General features: G+C 69.7%; 17 protein-coding genes. 15 read left to right on the top strand and 2 right to left on the bottom strand.

Going from position 1 to position 19,788, the window contains the following annotated elements; genetic code table 11:
- Positions 1-148: 148 nt before the first annotated feature.
- Positions 149-874 (top strand): hypothetical protein, encoded by a 726-nt coding sequence (locus tag H9I38_RS01700; protein ID WP_226336889.1) that lies wholly within the window; start codon positions 149-151, stop codon positions 872-874.
- Between the two features lie 733 nt (positions 875-1,607).
- On the opposite strand, the gene H9I38_RS01705 is transcribed toward H9I38_RS01700, so the two are convergent.
- Positions 1,608-3,626, bottom strand: coding sequence for a GH25 family lysozyme (locus H9I38_RS01705; RefSeq protein WP_226336890.1), 2,019 nt, complete (start codon positions 3,624-3,626; stop codon positions 1,608-1,610).
- 271 nt (positions 3,627-3,897) lie between these two features.
- Here H9I38_RS01705 and H9I38_RS01710 point away from each other — a divergent pair, with 271 nt between their 5' ends.
- The 5 genes from H9I38_RS01710 (at position 3,898) to mshC (ending at position 8,883) form a co-directional block, all read left to right on the top strand.
- Positions 3,898-4,878: an SPFH domain-containing protein gene (locus H9I38_RS01710; RefSeq protein WP_226336891.1), complete on the top strand. Its 981-nt coding sequence runs from the start codon at positions 3,898-3,900 to the stop codon at positions 4,876-4,878.
- A gap of 111 nt (positions 4,879-4,989) precedes the next feature.
- Complete coding sequence (locus H9I38_RS01715; RefSeq protein ID WP_226336892.1) at positions 4,990-6,342, top strand: M20/M25/M40 family metallo-hydrolase; 1,353 nt, start codon at positions 4,990-4,992, stop codon at positions 6,340-6,342.
- A 68-nt stretch (positions 6,343-6,410) separates the two neighbouring features.
- Positions 6,411-6,620 (top strand): hypothetical protein, encoded by a 210-nt coding sequence (locus H9I38_RS01720; protein ID WP_226336893.1) that lies wholly within the window; start codon positions 6,411-6,413, stop codon positions 6,618-6,620.
- A 77-nt stretch (positions 6,621-6,697) separates the two neighbouring features.
- Positions 6,698-7,528: an undecaprenyl-diphosphate phosphatase gene (locus tag H9I38_RS01725; protein WP_226336894.1), complete on the top strand. Its 831-nt coding sequence runs from the start codon at positions 6,698-6,700 to the stop codon at positions 7,526-7,528.
- A 44-nt stretch (positions 7,529-7,572) separates the two neighbouring features.
- A complete protein-coding gene (gene mshC, locus H9I38_RS01730; RefSeq protein ID WP_226336895.1) occupies positions 7,573-8,883 on the top strand; it encodes a cysteine--1-D-myo-inosityl 2-amino-2-deoxy-alpha-D-glucopyranoside ligase in 1,311 nt (436 codons plus the stop codon).
- Here mshC and H9I38_RS01735 read toward each other — a convergent pair.
- Positions 8,880-9,884 (bottom strand): proteasome assembly chaperone family protein, encoded by a 1,005-nt coding sequence (locus tag H9I38_RS01735; RefSeq protein WP_226336896.1) that lies wholly within the window; start codon positions 9,882-9,884, stop codon positions 8,880-8,882. The genes mshC and H9I38_RS01735 overlap by 4 nt on opposite strands.
- A gap of 37 nt (positions 9,885-9,921) precedes the next feature.
- On the opposite strand from H9I38_RS01735, the gene H9I38_RS01740 reads away from it, so the two are divergent.
- From H9I38_RS01740 to H9I38_RS01780, 9 genes are all read left to right on the top strand, one after another.
- Positions 9,922-10,653 carry an HAD family hydrolase gene (locus tag H9I38_RS01740; protein ID WP_226336897.1) on the top strand — a complete coding sequence of 244 codons (732 nt, stop codon included), beginning with the start codon at positions 9,922-9,924 and terminating at the stop codon, positions 10,651-10,653.
- Entirely contained in the window at positions 10,650-11,786 is a 1,137-nt protein-coding gene (locus tag H9I38_RS01745) for a site-2 protease family protein (protein WP_226336898.1), read from the top strand. Before H9I38_RS01740 ends, H9I38_RS01745 begins: the two co-directional genes overlap by 4 nt.
- Positions 11,783-12,847 (top strand): tRNA (adenine-N1)-methyltransferase, encoded by a 1,065-nt coding sequence (locus tag H9I38_RS01750; RefSeq protein WP_226336899.1) that lies wholly within the window; start codon positions 11,783-11,785, stop codon positions 12,845-12,847. Before H9I38_RS01745 ends, H9I38_RS01750 begins: the two co-directional genes overlap by 4 nt.
- Complete coding sequence (gene arc, locus H9I38_RS01755; RefSeq protein ID WP_226336900.1) at positions 12,837-14,492, top strand: proteasome ATPase; 1,656 nt, start codon at positions 12,837-12,839, stop codon at positions 14,490-14,492. Before H9I38_RS01750 ends, arc begins: the two co-directional genes overlap by 11 nt.
- The gene (gene dop / locus H9I38_RS01760; protein WP_226336901.1) at positions 14,489-16,171 is read left to right on the top strand and encodes a depupylase/deamidase Dop; all 1,683 of its coding nucleotides are present in this window, start codon (positions 14,489-14,491) and stop codon (positions 16,169-16,171) included. Before arc ends, dop begins: the two co-directional genes overlap by 4 nt.
- Positions 16,168-16,377, top strand: a complete 210-nt coding sequence (locus tag H9I38_RS01765) for a ubiquitin-like protein Pup (RefSeq protein ID WP_226336902.1) — start codon at positions 16,168-16,170, stop codon at positions 16,375-16,377. The genes dop and H9I38_RS01765 overlap by 4 nt, the downstream gene beginning before the upstream one ends.
- A 3-nt stretch (positions 16,378-16,380) precedes the next feature.
- On the top strand, positions 16,381-17,778 hold the full coding sequence (gene pafA / locus H9I38_RS01770; protein ID WP_226336903.1) for a Pup--protein ligase: 1,398 nt from the start codon (positions 16,381-16,383) through the stop codon (positions 17,776-17,778).
- Between the two features lie 116 nt (positions 17,779-17,894).
- A complete protein-coding gene (locus tag H9I38_RS10890; protein WP_226336904.1) occupies positions 17,895-19,256 on the top strand; it encodes an FKBP-type peptidyl-prolyl cis-trans isomerase in 1,362 nt (453 codons plus the stop codon).
- A 62-nt stretch (positions 19,257-19,318) separates the two neighbouring features.
- Complete coding sequence (locus tag H9I38_RS01780; protein WP_226336905.1) at positions 19,319-19,714, top strand: FKBP-type peptidyl-prolyl cis-trans isomerase; 396 nt, start codon at positions 19,319-19,321, stop codon at positions 19,712-19,714.
- Positions 19,715-19,788: the final 74 nt, after the last annotated feature.

Below are 19,788 nucleotides of genomic sequence, written 5' to 3' on the forward strand. Positions count from 1 at the left end.
GGGCTTGACGTTGTTGACAGTGTGTACGACGTAGACACGTCAGTTACAGGGAAAGCCAAGAGTGTCACTGACGTGGAGGAATGGGCGTGCAGGGCCCACACGCCCCATTCCTGGCCCTGACACGAACACCGTCGCCTACAACGGGAGCGTGGAACAGGCCTTCTTCCACGACTTCGAGTATTGGGCGAGCGATGATGTGAACGTCCTGGCTCCTCGCGACCACCAGCTCACGCGCATGGCTGGCCAGTTCCTCTGCGCCATCTTCCGAGGGATGGGCGTCCGCTTCTTCTTCACGGAGAAATGGACGGCAGAGAAGATGAGCAACGATCGAAACAAACTGCCAGTCAACGCTGAGGGGGCACCGGACTGGGCTGGTATGGCAACCGTCATGGAGGGCATCGTGGATGCCTCGAAGCAATTTCTTGCCGCCCTGTCGACAGTGCCCTACCGCCCGCGAACCATCAGTGAGGCGTACTGCATCTCGAAAGGCTACGTGGTGACGGATGGGCCTGCACTCACTTTGGTCGGCACGGGGCAGGGCGCGGTCGGGTTCGTCGCCTTCCACAGCGAGCCTGTGGTCGTCAGCAACAACGCGAAGCTGCTCCGGCCCATTGAAACGCTCACCGAAAACCAGTTGCTGTTCCTCGACGCAGTGCTGAACGGGCTCAGGTCCCGCTTCTCCTACGGCGACATCGCCAGCATCGGCCGGTGCCTGCGCATGGAGATCAAACTTCCTGCCGACACTGATGGCCTGCCGGACTGGGCCCGCATGGAGACCCTGATGGATAGCGTGCTCGATCGCGTGAGGGGTCGGGTAGATCAGCTCTCCGCACTTGCCGCGCTCGATCCGCCGACGGAGGCGGAGGAGGGCTAATGAAGGTCGGCTACGCCCGCGTGAGCACCCGCGACCAGGGGGCTCCCTGGAGGGCCAGGAGGCCGCTCTGACGGGCGCTGGATGCTCCAAGGTGTCACGGACCGCCTGAGCGACGCGCGGGCCGACAGGCCCGGCCTGGCGGCTGTGCTCAAGTACCTGCGCGACGATGCCGACGAGGTGCTCGACATGGCCCGTCTCGAATGGCTCGGGCGGTCCCTGCCTGAGGCCCTGCGTACGGTCCAGCAGCTACCTTTTCCTGGGTTGGTCTATGTCAAAACGCTATTACTGAGTGACCCTATTACCCATATGCCGTCCAAGAGAGAACAACCCAGTACAGTCACCTCAGTTACGCACTACACCCATTACTGGTAAATCCGCTGTACTGACGTTGCAACAAGAGGTGAGGGATAACGAGTCTTGCCCGCTGCCCTCATCGGGTGAGAATGGGGTGCTCCGGTCTTTCGACACGCCGGACTGTTGGGGAAGGTTGCCCACCCTTGTTGGGGAAGGTGTTTCAGAAACCAGAAATCCGGGTTCGATGATGCCTGTGTTTCCAAGGGCCCTGAGTCGAGGGACAGTTTCGATCTGAACCCACAAGTTGCCTCACAATGAGGCGATTGTCCAGCGGCATTCAGCAAACGCTGACACGGGACAGAAAAGGGAGAGGCCCGGAACCGTTCGGTTCCGGGCCTCTCCCTTTTTCAATGCCGGGCTCGGCCGGCCGCCGGGCCTGTCAGAGCTCCCGGGATCCGGAGAGCGTGTGCGTGTCCCAGCCGCCCGTGCCGATCTGGCCCTGGTAGCCGGGGACGTCGCCGCGGAAGTCGTACCGGCGGACGTTGCCGGCGTTGTCGCGCACGATCCAGATGTTGGATCCGGGCTGTGCGGCGGCCAGCTGGGTCATCGGCGCCCATCCCCAGCCCACGGTCTTCGCCGGGGCGGGCACGAACTGGCCCGAGTTGTAGCGGCGGTAGACGCGGAGGCTGCCGTCGCCGTAGCGGGCGACGATCTCCTGGGCGCCCGTGCCATCGGTCTGTGCGAGGCGCGGGACCAGGCCACGCCAGCCGTTGCCGATGACGCCGGTGTAGGCCACCCCGCTGCCGTTGCCGGTGTACCGGCGGAGGGCGCCGGTGGAGTCCACGGCCAGGATGGAGTCGAAGCGGTCGTTGTAGGCGTACTGCCCCACGGTGATGTCGAGCCCCTGCCAGCCGTTGCCGATGACCTGGGGGCCGGAGAACGAGCCGTCAGAGCGCCCGTAGCTCACGGCCAGGACGCCGGAGGCCCACTGGGAGACGAGGTCCCGCACGCCGTCGCGGTTCCAGTCCGAGACGTGCACCGAGATGGCGCTCTGCCATCCGCTGCCGGCGATCTGGGTGCGGGTGTTGAGGTTCGAGACGCCGTTCGGGTACCGGTAGAGCGCGCCCGTGCCCTTGTCGACGACGGCGAGGTCGTTCGGCCCCAGCGGCTGACCGGTCGGGGTGGACGGCGCGGCGGACGCGGTGCCGAGCGGCGTGTACCCGGCGTTGTTCACGAAGCTGCGGAACTGGGCCTGGCTGCCGCCGTACACGTTCTGGTCGCCGGCGAAGGCGCCGCTGTCCGAGTACTGCCAGATGTCGTAGTCGCGCCAGCCGGTGCCGCCGGGCATGGGGCCGACCTGGCTCGCGTACGAGGCGAGGTGGAGCGGGGACCGGGAAGCCGAGGGCAGCGAGCCCACGCAGGTGTTCCACCACATGGTCGCCGAGTAGATGGCCGGGTACCGGCCGGTCCGCTGCTTGTAGCGCTCCTGGAACTGGGTGATCCAGGTCCGCATCTGCTGCTGGGACAGGTTGAAGCAGGAGTTGCCGAGCGCGGGGTACGGGTTCCACTCGATGTCCAGGAGACCCGGCATCGTGCGCCCGTCCGCGCTCCAGCCGCCGCCGTTGTCGACGAACCAGTCCGCCTGAGCGGCGCCGCTCGACTGGTTGGGCAGGGCGAAGTGATAGGAGCCGCGTGCCATGCCGGCGTTGTAGGCGCCGGTGTACTGGGCGCCCCACGCGGGGTTCTTGTAGGCGCCCTGGCCCTCGGTCGACTTGACGTAGGCGAACTGGGAGCCCTTGGCCCGCTCCGTGTTGAAGTTGACCCCGGTCTGGAAGCTCGAGACGTCCTGGCCGAGGATGGACCCGGCCTGCCACGGGGTGTTGCCCATGGGGACGGCCTGCGCGTAGGAAGCCGTCTGGGCGGAGGGAGCGATGAGGTTCTCGCGGAGCGCGGCGACGCTCGAGGACTGCGACGCGGTCTTGGCCCCGGCGGGCTTCGACGCCGCACCGGGCGTCGAGGGAGCATCCTGCGCGCCCGAACCGTTCTGCGCGTACTGGCGCAGAGCAGCCTGATCGAGGAAGCGGGACTGGCCCATGACGGCGCCGTGCTTGCCGATCTGCGCCTTGAGCGAGCCCTCCTTCGGGGCGGGGACGGCGCCGACGACCTTGTCTTCCTTGGTCACGTCGGCAGCCGGCTTCGTGTCGCCCGAGGACAGCTTCACCTCGGTGCGGTTGAGGTTCTCGTCAGCGCCCGAGTCCGCCGGCGCGCTCGGCTGGGAGCTGCTCTTGTCCGCAGGGGAGGACGGCGCAGGCGAGGACGGGGCCGTCGTCGTGCTGGAGGGCGCGCTGGGGGAAGGCGCGGGAGCCGAGGGAGCGGCTCCCGCCGCACCGCCGGTGGCGGTGGCGACGGCGAGGAGAGTGGTGGTGATGACAAGCGGTGTTCGTTTGAAGAGGTTCACAGGCAGAGCTTTCTGAGATGGGGGTCTCTGGACCGAATCCAGCCCCGCTGGGGGAGTCAAGGCGATCACCGGTCTCGCTCTCCACTGTGACACGATGCCCGCCAACGCGGCAGAGGTTGGTTGAAGGTCTGAAGGGCGCTTTTCTTTCCTGCCGTTCTCAGATCGTGACCAGCAAGCGGAAGCGGGGGCACAGGCGACATGACAAGATGGAGGTGCAAGAGACCGGGATCACTTGAGGGTTTCCGGTCACCAGATGAATCGGGGGAGTCCTGTGCTGTTCATTCTCATCGTCCTCGCGGTGATCGCCGTCCTTCTCTTCTTCTCGCTGTTCATCGTGCGGCAGAAGACCGCGGCCGTCGTCGAGCGCCTCGGCCGCTTCAACCGGGTGGCCATGCCGGGCCTCAACATCAAGATCCCGTTCATCGACCAGGTGGCGCAGCGCGTCGACCTCCGCGTCCAGCAGATCGACATGGACATCGAGACGAAGACCGAGGACAACGTGACGGTGCTCGTCCGGACCTCGGTCCAGTTCGAGGTCGCGGCCACGGACCCGTACAACCCGCACGGCATCAACCCGCAGGGCGTCATGGCCGCCGTCTACTCGCTGAGCAACCCCGGCGCCCAGATCCGCACCTATGTGGCGGACGCCGTGCGCGGCAAGGTGCCGAACATGTCGCTCGACGAGACCTTCAGCGACAAGGCGGCCATCGCCGAGCACGTCTCCACGGAGCTGGCGCAGCGCATGAGCGGCTACGGCTTCCACATCCTCAACACGCTCGTCCCGGACGTGGCGCCGACGGACGCTCGCGTGCTCTCCGCGATGAACAACGTCATGGCCTCGCTCCGCGAGAAGGAGGCCACGATCAACAAGGCCCAGGCCGAGAAGTCCGCCACGATCATCCGCGCCGAGGCGGACCGCGACCGCTCCCGCCTCGCCGGTGAGGGCGTTGCCCTCCAGCGCAAGGCGATCGCCGAGGGCCTCGCGCAGTCCGTCCGCGAGATCGGGGACGCCACGAACGGCGACGCCGCCAACTCGCTCGCCGTCCTCATGTTCACCCAGCAGGTGGACGCTCAGATGGCCTTCGCCGAGAAGGGCAACGCGAGCACGGTGCTCCTCCCGCCGGCCGCCGACCAGTTCCAGAACACGTTCGCCTCGATCCAGTCCGCGATCCTCGCCGCGAACGAGTCGAAGGACCACATGGCGGAGCACCGCCGCTCCAACGGGTCCCACTCTGGTGGCAGCCAGGCCTGACCGCCTGACAGCAGTCGAGAGCGCCGCGCGTCCGGTCCCCGGCCAGGGGATTGGGGGCGCGGCGTTCTCTCCGTAGGCTGGCGGGAGAACCGATTCGGGAGGAGCGCAGGCATGGGCCGCGAAGCCACAGACAACCAGACCGGCGGGGGAGTCGGGGAGCTCCCGGACGAGCGGGCGCTCGACGACGTCGTCGAGATCTGCCGGGACCTCATCCGGATGGACACGTCCAACTACGGGGACGGCTCGGGGCCCGGCGAGCGCAAGGCGGCGGAGTACGTCGCGGAGCGGATGACCGGGGCCGGTCTGGATCCACAGGTCTTCGAGTCCGAGCCGGGCCGGACCTCCGTCGTCGCGCGCATGGCCGGCAAGAACCCTGACCTTCCGGCGCTCGTGGTGCACGGGCATCTCGACGTCGTCCCCGCCGCCGCGGAGGACTGGAGCGTCGACCCGTTCTCCGCCGAGGTGAAGGACGGCCTCATCTGGGGGCGCGGAGCCGTGGACATGAAGGACATGGACGCGATGATCCTCGCCTCAATGGAATCCCTGGCGCGCACCGGAACCCGCCCGGAGCGGGACATCGTCTTCGCGATGTTCGCGGACGAGGAGGCCGGCGGCGTCCACGGCGCCCAGTGGGCCGTCCGCAACCGTCCCGAGCTCTTCGAGGGAGCCACGGAGGCCATCAGCGAGGTCGGCGGATTCTCCGGCGAGATCGCGGGACAGCGCGTCTACTACGTGCAGACGGCGGAGAAGGGGCTCGCCTGGCTGCGGCTCCTCGCGCACGGCCGGGCCGGGCACGGCTCCCAGATCAACACGGACAACGCGGTCACCCGGCTGGCCGGCGCGGTGGCGCGGATCGGGGAGCACCCGTGGCCCATCGAGTTCACCAAGACCACGGAGCAGTTCGTCAGCATCGTGGAGGAGATGACGGGGGTGGACTTCGACGAATCGGACCCCTCCGCCTTCCTCGAGCAGCTGGGGACGGTCTCGCGCTTCGTCGGCGCCACCTTCCAGAACACCGCCAACCCGAGCCTGCTCAAGAGCGGCTACAAGGCCAACGTCATCCCGGGGACGGCCGAGGCCCAGATCGACGTCCGGACGCTGCCGGGGCAGCAGGAGGACGTCCTCGAGATCATCCGGAAGCTTGCGGGGGAGCACGTCGAGGTGAAGCCGATCCACCAGGCCACCTCGCTCGAGGTCCCGTTCGAGGGAGACCTCGTGGACCGGATGGTCGAGGCGCTCGGCGCCGAGGACCCGGGCGCCCCCGTGCTGCCGTACACGCTCTCCGGAGGCACGGACAACAAGTCCCTCTCGGAGCTCGGCATCGCGGGCTACGGCTTCGCGCCGCTGCGCCTGCCCCGCGAGCTGGACTTCACCGCCATGTTCCACGGCGTGGACGAGCGGGTCCCGGTGGACTCGCTGGTCTTCGGCACGAAGGTCCTGCATCGTCTCCTGACCTCGTACTGAGGCCCCTGCCCCGTCTCACTCCGCGCCCGGCCCTGACCGAGGGGCCGGGCGCGGCGTATTGTTATGGCATGAGTCACTCGGCTGAACAGGCACTCGACGCTCTCGTCACGCTCCTGCGGGAGCACCTCTCGGCGGTCCGCGAGTCCCGCGGGGACGGCGACTTCGCCGTCGAGGCGCTCTACGACAAGCTCACGGACGCCTATGACGACTATGCGGAGGCGCTCGACGACGAGTTCGGCGAGTCCCTTCCGTTCGACGTCGTCGACGACGAGGACTGACCCCGCCCGCCCCGGGGCGCGCCTGAGGGGCCGCCGGCGGACAGCCCCTGCACAGCGCTTCCGTTTAGAGTGAGAGCGTGCAGTGGATTCAAGCGATCATCCTCGGGCTCGTGCAGGGCCTGACCGAGTTCCTCCCCATCTCCTCCAGCGCTCACCTGCGGATCGTCGGCGAGCTCTTGCCGGACAGCCGTGACCCGGGAGCGGCGTTCACCGCGATCACCCAGCTGGGCACGGAGACGGCCGTCCTCATCTTCTTCTGGAAGGACTTCGTCCGGATCCTCACGCAGTGGTTCCGCTCGCTGACCAAGAAGGTGCCGAGCAGCGATCCGGACGCGCGGATGGGATGGCTCATCATCATCGGCAGCATTCCGATCGTCGTCTTCGGCCTGCTGCTCAAGGACCAGATCGAGACGGGCTTCCGCAGCCTCTGGATCGTCGCCACCACGCTCATCGTCTTCGGCGTGGTCCTCGGCATCGCCGACGCGGTGGCCAAGCAGCGCCGCACGCTGGACGAGCTCACCCCGAAGCACGGCATCCTCTACGGCCTGGCCCAGTCGCTCGCCCTCATTCCGGGCGTCTCCCGCTCCGGCGGCACCATCACGGCGGGCCTGCTCATGGGCTACACGCGCGAGGCGGCGGCCCGGTACTCGTTCCTCCTCGCGATGCCCGCGGTCTTCGCCTCGGGTCTCTACGAGCTCTACGGCGCGCTCAAGGAGAGCTCGCCGACCGTGTACACGATGCCGCAGACGCTTCTGGCCACGGTCATCGCGTTCGTCGTGGGCTACCTCATCATCGGGTGGTTCCTGCGCTTCATCTCCCACAACAGCTTCCGTCCGTTCGTCTGGTACCGGATCGGGCTCGGCGCCGTCCTCTACGTGCTGCTCGGCACCGGCGTCATCCCGGCCTGACCCCCCCCACGGACACCTCACTCCCCGTCGAAAGGACTCCGCGCGTGCGAGCCTGGTCCTCCGCTCCCGTCCCCGCCGTCCCCGGCCGCCCGCCGCAGCTCTCCCTCTGGGACACCTCGCGCGGCGAGCGGGTCGAGCCGAACATCTCCGGCACGGCCGGACTGTACGTCTGTGGCATCACTCCGTATGACGCCACGCACATGGGACACGCGGCCACCTACGTGGCCTTCGACCTGCTCGTGCGGCAGTGGAAGGACGCCGGCGCGGACGTCGTCTACGTGCAGAACGTGACGGACGTAGACGATCCGCTGCTGGAGCGCGCCACCGCCACCGGCGTCGAGTGGACCCGGCTCGCGGAAGAGCAGACCGACCTCTTCCGTACGGACATGGAAGCGCTCAACGTCATCCCGCCCACTCAGTATGTGGGTGCCGTGGAGAGTGTTCCGCTCATCGTCGACGGCGTGGAGCACCTCCTCGCCGAGGGCGTGGCCTACCGCGTCCCGGGCACCGAGGGCGGACCGGACGGTGACGTCTACTTCGACGTCGAGGCTGCGCAGCGCGTCACCCCGACGACCGAGGCAGGCGCCTGGGTCCTGGGTCAGGTGTGCGGCTACGACGAGGCAGAGATGCTGAAGCTCTCCGCCGAGCGCGGGGGAGACCCGGACCGCCCCGGCAAGCGCCACCGGCTGGACCCGCTGCTCTGGCGGGTCAAGCGCGAGGGCGAGCCCGCCTGGGACGGCCGTTCGCTCGGCGAGGGACGCCCGGGCTGGCACATCGAGTGCTCGCTCATCGCGCGCAAGCACCTTCCCGCGCCCTTCACCGTCCAGGCCGGCGGCTCCGACCTGCGCTTCCCGCATCACGAGATGTCCGCCGCGCACGCCTATGCGTCAGACGGTGTTCCCCTGGCCGAGCACTATGCCCACGCCGGCATGGTGGGCCTCGACGGCGAGAAGATGAGCAAGTCCAAGGGCAACCTGGCCCTGGTGAGCCGGCTCCGCGAGCAGGGCGTGGACCCGATGTCCGTCCGTCTGGCCCTCCTGGCGCACTCCTACGGCACGGACTGGTTCTGGAGCCAGGAGGTGCTGAATGAGGCCGAGGCGCGCCGCCGCCGGTGGACGTCCGCCCTCGAGGCCGAGTGGAGCGAGTCCGAGGCGGAGGCGCTCATCGCGAAGATCCGCGAGGCCCTTGCCGACAATCTCGACGCGCCCCGGGCGCTCCAGGAGGTCGACGACGCCGTCTCGCGTGTCCTCACCGCTGCTCAGACGGCCGAGGGCGCGGCGCGGGAGAACGACGGCGCCGGCCGCGTGCGGGAAGCCCTGGACGCGCTGCTCGGAATCCGGCTGAACGCGGCCTAGCCCGGCTGTCCGGGGGCCGCGTCTCCGGTGCCGCCGCTGTCCGATTCGTCATCGGAGTCGTCGTCGGCGCGACCGCCCGCGTCGTCGTCGTTGTACGCCCGGAGGTACTGCTCGAACTCCTTGGCGATCGCCTCGCCGGAGGCCTGGGGGAGGGCGGCCGTGGCGTCCACGGCCGAGTCGACGGCCTGCTCGAGCTTGTGGACGTACTCGGAGATGTCCGAGTCCGCCTCGGCGAGCTCGTTGACCGTGCCCTCCCACTCCTCGGCGTCCTGGGCCAGCGTTCCGTCCGGCCAGACGCGCCCGAACAGCTCCTCGAGCGCGGACAGCAGTGCGAGCTCCGCCTTCGGGGACGGCGCCTGGCTGACGTAGTGGGGGACCGAGACCCACACCGAGACGGCGGGCAGACCGGAGCGGGAGAACTTCTCGCTGAGGATCCCGAGCATGCCCGTGGGCCCCTCGTAGACCGACTGCTCGATCCCGAGGATGCGGCGCAGCGGCTCGCTCTCACTCGTCGTCGACGTCGGGAGCGGACGCGTGTGGGGCGTGTCGGCGAGCATCGCGCCGAGGAGCACGACGGCGTCCACGCGCTCCCGGGCCACGATGCCCATGATCCGTTCGGCGTAGGACTTCCAGAGGAAGCTCGGCTCGTGTCCGTAGGCGACGATGAGCCTGAGCCGCTCGCCGGTCTCGCCGGCCTCGTAGAAGCGCACCCCCGGCCAGGCGACCGTCCTTCGGCCGTCCGTCTGCCTGCGGACGCGCGGGCGGAGGACCTGGTAGTCGTAGTAGCGCTCGTCGGACAGAGACTCGAAGCTCGAGGCCTCGGTCAGGCGCCGAATGCGCCGCAGGACGCCGCTCGCGGACTCGCCCGCGTCATTCCATCCCTTGAAGGCCAGCACGAGGACGGTGCGCGGGGACTCGGACTCGCCGCCCTGCACGGCGCTCATCGCGTCGAGAGCGTCGAGGAGGGTCTGCTGGTCGTCAGGATCGCCGTGCTCGGTCATGCCCTCCAGCTTATGTGCCGAACGTAGACTGGAGCGCATGGCCACCACTCGCCCCGAAGACGCTGACATCCCCGTTCCCGCCGCGATCCTCTGGGACATGGACGGGACCATCGTGGACTCCGAGCCGTACTGGATGAACGCAGAGACGGAGCTCGCGCGGCAGCACGGGGTCGAGTGGACGCACGAGCACGCTCTCCTCATGGTGGGCAACGCCCTGCCCGTCTCGGCCGAGATCCTCCAGAGGCACGGCGTCGACCTCGGCACGCGCGAGATCGTGGACACGCTGACGCGCCGCGTCGTCGAGCAGACGCAGGAGAGCATCCCGTGGCGCCCGGGCGCGCGAGAGCTCCTGCTGGACGCCCGGACTCGGGGGATTCCCTGCGCGCTCGTCACCATGAGTGAGGAGCCGTTCGCGCGGGCCATCGTCGACGCCCTCCCGGAGGGGACGTTCGACTCCGTTGTGACCGGAGATCGCGTGGAGCGGGGCAAGCCCCACCCCGACGCCTACGAGCTCGGGTTCGCGGAGCTCGCCGAGCGGAACCCCGGTCTGGATCCCGCCCGGACCGTGGCCATCGAGGACTCCTGGCCCGGCTATCAGGCCTCCACCGCCGCCGGATTCCCCACGCTCGCCGTACCCCTCCACGCACCGCTTCCCGAAGACCCCTCGCGCGTCGAGTGGGACTCCCTCGAGGGCCGGAGCGCGGCCGACGTGGCCCGAGCCGTCCTTCCCGCGCGGCAGCGGGCGGGGGAGCGGGAGAGCGCCGGATGAGCGGACCCGGTCCCCGCCAGGAGGGCGGACTCACCGTGGGGCGGGTCTCCGGCGTCCCCGTGACCGTGGGCTGGTCCTGGCTCGCCGCGGCCGCGGTCATGGTCCTCGCCTTCGGCCCGAGGCTGGCTTCGGAGCTCGGCCGGGGCGCCGGATACGCGATGGCCGCGGCCTACGGGGTCGTCCTCCTTCTGTCCGTCTTCGTCCACGAGCTCGCGCACGCCGTCGTCGGCAATCGCAAGGGCCACCGGAGCGAGCAGATCGTCCTCACCTTCCTCGGCGGGCACACGCGGATCGCCGGGCCCCGCGGCCGGCGGCCGCGCAACGCGGACCTGCTCATGATCGCCCTGGCAGGGCCCTGCGCCAACATCGTCCTGGCCGCGGCTGCGTGGCTCGGGATGCTCGCGCTCGCCCGCGGGCCGGAGACGCTCCTCCTCAGCCCCTCGGGCACCTGGGCCGCCCAGCTGCTCTGGGCCGTCCTGTGGGCCAACCTCCTCCTCGGAGCCTTCAACCTCCTGCCCGGCGTTCCGCTCGACGGCGGACAGCTCGTCGAGTCCGCGGTCTGGGCGGCCACGGGACGCCGCCGTCGGGGAACGGCGGCAGCGGCCTGGGCCGGGATCGTCATCGGCCTCGGCCTCGTCTCGTTCGCCGTCGTCCTCTTCCTGCGCCGCGTCGACCTCGCCGTCGCCGTCGGAACCGCACTGACGGGGGCGTTCATCGCCTACGCCGCCTACCGGCAGCTCCAGCGCGTTCCGCTGCTCGCGTACCTCGACTCGTGGGACGTGTTCGAGCGTCTGCGGCCGGTCGCCGGCGTCATCGCCGCGGACGCCCCCGTCCCGGCCGGACTCGACCGGCTGCTCGCCGTGGAGGACGGCGGCCGGATGATCGGCTACCTGGACCCCCGCGGCGCGAGTGGGCCGCTCGTCTCCGACTCCATGCTCCTCGTGGGCGCCGTTCTGGAACGGGACGCCGAGGTGGCCGACGTCCTCGACGCGTTCCGCGATGAGGACGTCTGGGCGGTCGGCGTCGTGGAACGCGGCCGCTGCGTGGGAGTCTTGACCAGAGAAGACCTGAACATCGAAGCCCGCGATCTCACCGAGCGGGCCGAACTCGACACCGACGAGAAGGACGCATGACCGAGACCCCAGAGATGCCCGGAACCGCCTCGCCGACGGGCGCCGACGCCCGCCGCGGCCTGTTCCGCCCCGGGGACCGCGTGCAGCTGACGGACGAGAAGACGCGGCTCTCGACCATCACGCTCACCCCGGGCGGCGCCTACCACACCCACCGCGGCGTGCTGTGGCATGACGAGATCATCGGTCTCCCCGAAGGAAGCCGCGTCTCCAACTCCGAGGGCTTCTCCTACCTGGCGCTCCGGCCTCTGCTCAGCGACTTCGTCCTCTCGATGCCCCGCGGCGCGGCCGTCGTGTACCCGAAGGACGCCGGGCAGATCGTGACGATGGCGGACATCTTCCCCGGCGCCCGCGTGGTCGAGGCGGGTGTCGGGTCGGGCGCCCTCTCCATCTCCCTCCTGAGGGCGGTCGGCGACGGCGGCGTCCTCCACTCCATCGAGCGGAGGGAGGAGTTCGCCGACGTGGCCAAGGGCAACGTGACCACTTTCTTCGGCGGCGAGCACCCCGCGTGGAAGGTCTCCATCGGGGACTTCCAGGACCGCGTCGTCGAGCTGGAGGAGCCCGGCTCCGTGGACCGCGTCGTCCTGGACATGCTCGCCCCGTGGGAGTGCACGGACGCGGTGGCCACCGTCCTCGCGCCGGGCGGGGTCTGGATCAGCTACGTCGCCACCGCCACGCAGCTCTCCCGGACGGCCGAGGCGATCCGCGAGGACGGCCGCTTCACCAACCCCGTCTCCTGGGAGTCCATGGTCCGCGGCTGGCACGTCGAGGGACTCGCCGTGCGCCCGGACCACCGCATGGTGGCCCACACGGGATTCCTCCTCGTCACCCGCCGGCTGTCCGACGGCGCCGAGCCCGTCTACCCGGCCAAGCGGACCTCGAAGTCCGACTTCCAGCCCGAGGACGTCGAGGCCTGGACGCCTGAGCGGGAGTGGGAGCCCGGGGAGATCGGCGAGCGGGGCGTCTCCTCGAAGAAGCTCCGCCGCGCCGCGAAGGACGCCGCGTCAATGGTTCAGCGGGGAGCGTTCCGGATTGTGAAGGGAGGCGAGGAGCATGACGGATGAGACCCAGGCGCAGCGGCGCGAGGCCGTCCTGCGGGACAAGATCCGTCAGCTGGACCGCCAGCTGGCGCAGGCCACCACGTCCAACTCTCGGCTCGTCGAGGCCCTCGGAACGGCCCGGGACGAGCTCCGCCGCCTCAAGACCGCGCTGGACCAGGAGGACGAGGGGACGCTGGCCTATGCCACCGTCGTCGCCGTGCGCCCCGCCCGGCCCGAGCCGATCGAGGGGCGGCCCACGGCCACGAAGGCGGCTCGGGCGGCCGGCGTGGACGTCATGCAGCAGGGCAGGAAGATCCGCGTCCGGATGTCGCCCCTGCTCGCCCTGGAGACGGTGAGCGAAGGGGACGAGGTCCTCATCGACGAGGCCATGCAGATCGTGGCCGTCTACCCGCCGCAGACCACGGGCGAGGTGCTCACGGTCAAGGAGGTCATGGGGCCGGACCGCCTGCTCGTGACCACGCGCTCGGACGAGGAGCGGGTGCTCTCCCGCACCCGCGGACTCGTCGGCCAGCGCATCCGGGTGGGCGACGGCGTCGTCGTCGACCTCCGGACGAACACCGCCACGGGACGGGTCGAGCGCCAGGAGGTCCAGGACCTCGTCATGGAGGAGCGGCCGGACGTCACGTACGCGGACATCGGCGGCCTCGCGGAGCAGATCGAGGAGATCACGGACGCCGTCGAGCTCCCGTTCCTCCACGCGGACGAGTACCGCAGGCACGAGCTCGCGCCGCCCAAGGGCATCCTCCTCTACGGACCGCCGGGCTGCGGCAAGACCCTCATCGCGAAGGCCGTGGCCAACTCGCTCTCGGCGCGCGTCGCCGGGCGGAAGGACGCAGGGGAGGGCGAGCGCCGCAGCTGGTTCCTCAACATCAAGGGCCCGGAGCTGCTCGACAAGTACGTGGGCGAGACGGAGCGCCACATCCGCACGATCTTCGCCCGGGCCCGCGAGCGAGCCGCCTCCGGCCATCCGGTCATCGTGTTCTTCGACGAGATGGACTCGCTCTTCCGAACCCGCGGCTCGGGCGTCTCCTCGGACGTGGAGACGACGATCGTCCCGCAGCTGCTCGCCGAGATCGACGGCGTCGAGCGGCTCGACAACGTGATCGTCATCGGCGCGACGAACCGCGAGGACATGATCGACCCCGCGATCCTCCGCCCCGGGCGCCTCGACGTGAAGATCCGCGTCCAACGGCCGACGAGGGACGGTGCGCGCGACATCCTCGGCAAGCACCTGACCGCGGGGATCCCGTACGCCGAGGGGGAGTCGGCCGAGTCCCTCGCGGACGCCGCCGTGGAGGACGTGTTCGCGCGGACGCCTGAGCGGGCGCTCGTGGAGCTCACGTTCGCCGGGGGAGAGACGGCGAGGCTCTACTTCTCGGACTTCGTCTCCGGCGCCGTGCTGCGCAACATCGTCGACCGCGCCAAGAAGTTCGCGGTCAAGGACTCGATCCGCTCCGGCGAGACCGGCCTGACGAGCGCGCACATCGCACGAGCCGTGGCACAGGAGTGCCGCGAGCTCGAGGACCTGCCGAGCTCGGCCAACCCGGAGGAGTGGGCCCGCGTGCTCGGCCGCCGCGGAGAGCGGATCGTGGCGCTGCGCAACCTCGCCCACACGGACCCGGGCCGCGCCGACGGAGTCCCCCGATGAGCGTGCGGCGCGTCATGGGAGGAGAGTCCGAGTTCGGCCTCACCTCCCAGGGCATGACGGACTCCTCCCACGCCTACCTCTCGGCGGTGCTCGTCTCGGCCTACGCGGACTCAGAGGAGGAGCGGGCCCGGGCCGAGGGGCGCCCTGGCTTCCTTCCCTCCGGCGGCTGGGACTACTCCACGGAGCGGCCGCTCCGGGACGCGAGGGGATTCTCCATGAGCCGGGCGTCCGCCCACCCGAGCCAGCTGACGGACGCTCCGCCCGTGCTCGACGCCGAGCAGGTGGCCGTGGCCGGCACGTCCCGCTCCTCGCGCCCCCGCGTTCCGCTCGTGAAGCGGGGCCGCGACGAGCTTGTGACCAATGCGGTCCTCACCAACGGCGCCCGGTTCTACGTGGACCACGCCCACCCGGAGTACTCCTCCCCGGAGGTCCTCACTCCGCGCGAGGCGGTGGCGTGGGACCTCGCTGGGGACGTCGTCGCCATGCGGGCCGCCACGGCGGCGGAGGCCGGCGGCCTGCCGCACATCGATCTCTTCAAGAACAACACCGACTCGAAGTCCAGCTCCTACGGCACGCATGAGAACTACCTCGTGGACCGGGCCGTGCCCTTCGACGAGCTCACAGAGCGCCTCACGCCCTTCTTCGCCACGCGGCAGGTTCTCTGCGGCGCAGGCCGGGTGGGGATCGGTCTGCCAGGCGGGCCCGTGCACTACCGCCCTGGATTCCAGGTCTCCCAGCGCGCCGACTTCTTCGAGGAGGTCGTGGGGCTCGAGACCACGCTGCGCCGCCCCATCGTCAACGCCCGGGACGAGCCGCACGCGGACGAGCTCCGCTTCCGCCGGCTCCACGTCATCATCGGGGACGCCAACCTGGCTCCGGTGTCCGTGCTGGTCCGCTTCGGCTCCACCTCGCTCGTCCTCAAGCTCATCGAGGACGGCCTCGCCCCGGACATCCGCTTCGAGGACCCGGTCCGCGCGCTCCAGACCGTCAGCCACGACATCCCCGCCGATGCCGGCTCCACCGCGGAGACCCTGCGGGGCGCCTTCCGCTCGCCCCTTCCGCTGGAAGGCGGCGGGAGCACGACGGCGCTCGCCGTGCAGCGCGCCTTCCTCGACGCGGCGGAGCGGGCCTACCGCGGGGCGGACGCAGAGACGGACGAGGTCCTGGACCTCTGGGACCGGCTCCTGACCGGGCTCGAGACGGACCCGATCAGCCTGGCCGCGGACGTCGACTGGATCGCGAAGTTCCGGATCGCCGACGCGGTGCGGCGCCGCGACGGACTCGACTGGGACGACGTCCGGCTCCACGCCCTCGACCTCCAGTATGCCCTCCTCGATCCGGAGAGGGGACTCGCGCTGCGGCTCCGCGCCTCCGGGGGACTCCGAGCGGTGGCCTCCGAAGAACAGGTCCTCTCCGCCGTGGCCGCGGCTCCGCGGAGCACGCGGGCGGCGGCGCGCGGGTTCGCCGTCGAGCACCATGCGGACACCCTCGTCTCGGCCTCCTGGGACACGCTGACCTTCGCCCTGCGCGGCTCCAGCGCGCCCTCGAGGATCTGGATCGGCGATCCGCTCGTCGGCGACGGCGAGCTCGTGGACTCCGTCCGCGGACGCCCGGCCGCCGACTTCGCCGCAGCCCTGGCCGATAGACTGGCCGCCCCTGACGAAAGGACCGCACCGTGAGCTCTGAGTCCATCCATCCGCAGTCCGGCGGACAGCGCCGCGAGGAGACCGAGGCGGGAGACGTCTTCCCGGCCGAGGGCGCGCGCCGCAGCGCCCCGCAGGCGAACACCGAGAACCTCGACGACATCCTGGCCGACATCGACTCGGTCCTGGCCTCCAACGCCGAGGACTTCGTGAGCGGGTTCGTCCAGAAGGGCGGCCAGTAGGCCATGCAGACGCGGATCGTCGGGATCGAGACCGAGTTCGGCCTCTCGTTCGCGGCGCGCAGCGGCCGCAGGATCTCGCCCGAGGAGCTGGCCCGGATCCTCTTCAAGCCCGTGGTGGCCTGGGGTCGCAGCTCCAACGTGTTCCTCGAGAACGGATCGCGCCTCTACCTCGACGTCGGCTCGCACCCGGAGTACGCCACGGCCGAGTGCTCGAGCCTCGCCGAGCTCATCGCCCAGGAGAGGGCCGGGGAGCGGATCGTCTCCGACCTCGCCGCGCAGGCCTCCCAGACGCTCGACGCCGAGGGGTATGACGGCGACGTCTACCTCTTCAAGAACAACGTGGACTCCGTCGGCAACTCCTACGGCTGCCACGAGAACTACCTCATCAAGCGCTCGCTCGAGCTGCACCGCCTCTCCGCGTGGCTCGTCCCGCTCCTCGTGACCCGCCCGCTCATCGCAGGAGCCGGCGGCTTCGTGCAGGGGGAGCGGGGACCGCGGTTCGTGCTCTCCCCGCGCGCCGAGCACCTCTGGGAGCCGGTCTCGAGCTCGACGACGCGCTCCCGCCCCATGATCAACACCCGGGACGAGCCGCACGCGGACGCGCAGCGCTACCGGCGCCTGCACGTCATCTCCGGGGACTCCTCGATGGCCGAGCCCACGGTCCTGCTCAAAGCCGGCACGGTGTGCCTCGTGCTCCGGATGCTCGAGGCGGGGAAGGTCCTGCCGGACGTCTCGATCGCCAACCCCCTGCGCGGTCTGCGCGAGGTCTCCCTCGGCGGCGGCGCGCCCGTGTCCCTGGAGCTGGCGGACGGCCGCAGGATGACCGCCCTCGAGGTCCAGCAGACCTTCCTCGAGCAGGCGCGCACGTTCTGCGAGGCGGAGGGCGCGTCCGCCGAGGAGGAGCAGGTCCTCTCCCTGTGGTCGCGGGTCCTCGACGAGCTGGAACACGCGGTGCCGGCAGACGGCGGAGGGCTCGCGGAGACCGGCCCGGCTCTGCGCTCCCACGTGGACTGGGCCGCCAAGAAGGGCATTCTCGACGCGTTCGCGGTCCGGGACGGCCTTGAGCCGGGAGACCCCCGCCTCAGCCAGCTCGACCTCGCCTATCACGACGTGAAGTCCGGGCGCGGCCTCGCCTCGATCCTCGAGCGCTCGGGCCGGCTCGAGCGGATCGTCGGGGAGCAGGACGTCCTTGCGGCCATGGACCGGGCGCCGTCGACGACGAGGGCCGCCCTGCGCGGGCGGTTCCTCTCCGAGGCCCGTGCGGCCGACACGCCGGTCACCGTCGACTGGATGAACCTCAGGGTCAACGCCCGCCCGGACCTCCCGCTGGCCCTCAAGGACCCGTTCGAGACGGACACGGCGCGGATCGAGCCGCTGCTCGAGATCATCCGCACCCTCTGACGGTCCGCCCCCGGTTCCTCCGACACAGCGGACGAGGCGGGCGCGAACACGGTATTGACAGGAACTCCTGCCAGAATGACGGCTGGAGTACGAACCACGATCGAAGGACCACATCCGTGCGCAGAAAGCTCGCCATCGCGGCCGTCCCGCTCGCCCTCGTCCTCGCAGGCTGCTCGGGCACGAGCACGCCCGTCGGTGACAAGAAGGGGACCGAATCGCTCAAAGCGGACGTCAAGGGGGACGACCAGGCCCCTGACGTCACGTTCGACAAGCCCATGAACGTCAGCGAGGACACCGTCAAGGTCCTCAAGCAGGGCGACGGAGAGCAGATCAAGGACGGCGACCGCGTCATGTACCGGCTTGCCGGCTATGACGGCAACTCGGGCCAGAAGGTCAACGACACGTACAGCTCGAAGCAGGACTCGCCGCTCATCTACGGCGCCCAGCTCCAGCAGCAGTCGAAGGCCCTCTTCGACGGACTCAAGGACCAGAAGAAGGGCGCGACGGTCGCCTTCGTGCCCAAGGCCCAGTCCGACCAGCAGCGCGGCGTCATGGTCTTCACCATCACCGACGTCCAGCACCCGCCGGAGTTCAAGGACTTGAAGGCGGGCGAGCAGTTCGGCGACAAGACGGCCACGGACAAGATCGGCGTCAAGTACGGCGACGACTCATGGGTCCCGAAGGTCTCCATCGACAAGAAGCTCCAGGCGAAGGCTGCGGCCGCCCGCCTCTTCGGCGAGCCCAAGAAGGACGGCGCCACGATCCAGGACGACTCGAAGGTCACGCTCAAGACCTCGGTCATCGACATCGCCTCCGGCAACCAGGCGCAGGACACCTATTCGCCGGGCTCGAAGCCGACGGCGCCGACGATGGCCGACCTCAAGAAGGAGATGCCCGTCCTCTACCAGGCGCTCAAGGGCCAGAAGGAGGGGCAGACCCTCGTCTACGTCCCGAAGGCGGACAAGGGCCAGCAGGCTTCCGCCATGGTCCTGACCGTGGCCGGCGTGGAGAAGTACCACAAGCCGCAGAAGCTCTCGGCGGACCAGGTCAAGAAGCTGCGCTCGGAGGGTGCCCTGCCCACCATCAAGGAGCAGGGAGCCAAGAAGACCCCGTCCATCGAGTTCCCTGAGGGCAAGAAGGCCCCGCAGGACCTCGTGGTGGAGACGGTCAAGGAGGGCTCCGGCCCCGCCGTGAAGGCCACCGACTCCGTGACGGCCACGTACTCGGGCTGGGCCTGGGACTCCCACAAGAACTTCGACGAGAACTTCACCAAGAAGCCGACGTCGTTCGAGCTGGACAAGGTCATCAAGGGCTGGACGCAGGGCCTCGAGGGCCAGAAGGTCGGCTCCACGGTCATGCTCTCCATCCCCAAGGAGCTCGCTTACGGCGAGCAGCCGCAGGGTGACGCCCAGGGCGATCTCGTCTTCTACGTGAAGATCGAGAAGGCCGAGGCTCCCAAGAAGCAGCCGGCCAAGTGACCGCATCCCGGTCGCACGGCCTCTGACCACCAGAACCCCTGAGCACGAGGAGAGGAACACACATGTCGTTCGGACAGCGCGAATTCGACCGCACCAAGCCCGAGATCGACTTCCCCGGCGAGGAGGCTCCGTCGGAGCTCGTCGTCGAGGACATCATCGAGGGCACCGGCACTGAGGCGGTGGCCGGGAAGACCGTCTCCGCCCACTACGTCGGAGTGGCCCACTCCACGGGCGAGGAGTTCGACGCCTCGTGGAACCGCGGCGCCCCGCTCGACTTCGTCGTCGGGGTGGGACAGGTCATCCAGGGCTGGGACCAGGGCCTGCTCGGCATGAAGGTCGGCGGCCGTCGCAAGATCACGATCCCGCCGCACCTCGCTTACGGCGACCGCGGCGCGGGCTCGGTCATCAAGCCGGGGGAGACGCTCATCTTCGTCGTCGACCTCATGGCCGTCCGCTAGAGACCGGCTCACCCGCTGAGAACGCCCCGCTTCCCGCCGCACAGAGGGACGCGGGGCGTTCTATACCCTGGAAC

This window comes from Arthrobacter sp. UM1, assembly GCF_020483305.1.
Lineage (GTDB): Bacteria > Actinomycetota > Actinomycetes > Actinomycetales > Micrococcaceae > Falsarthrobacter.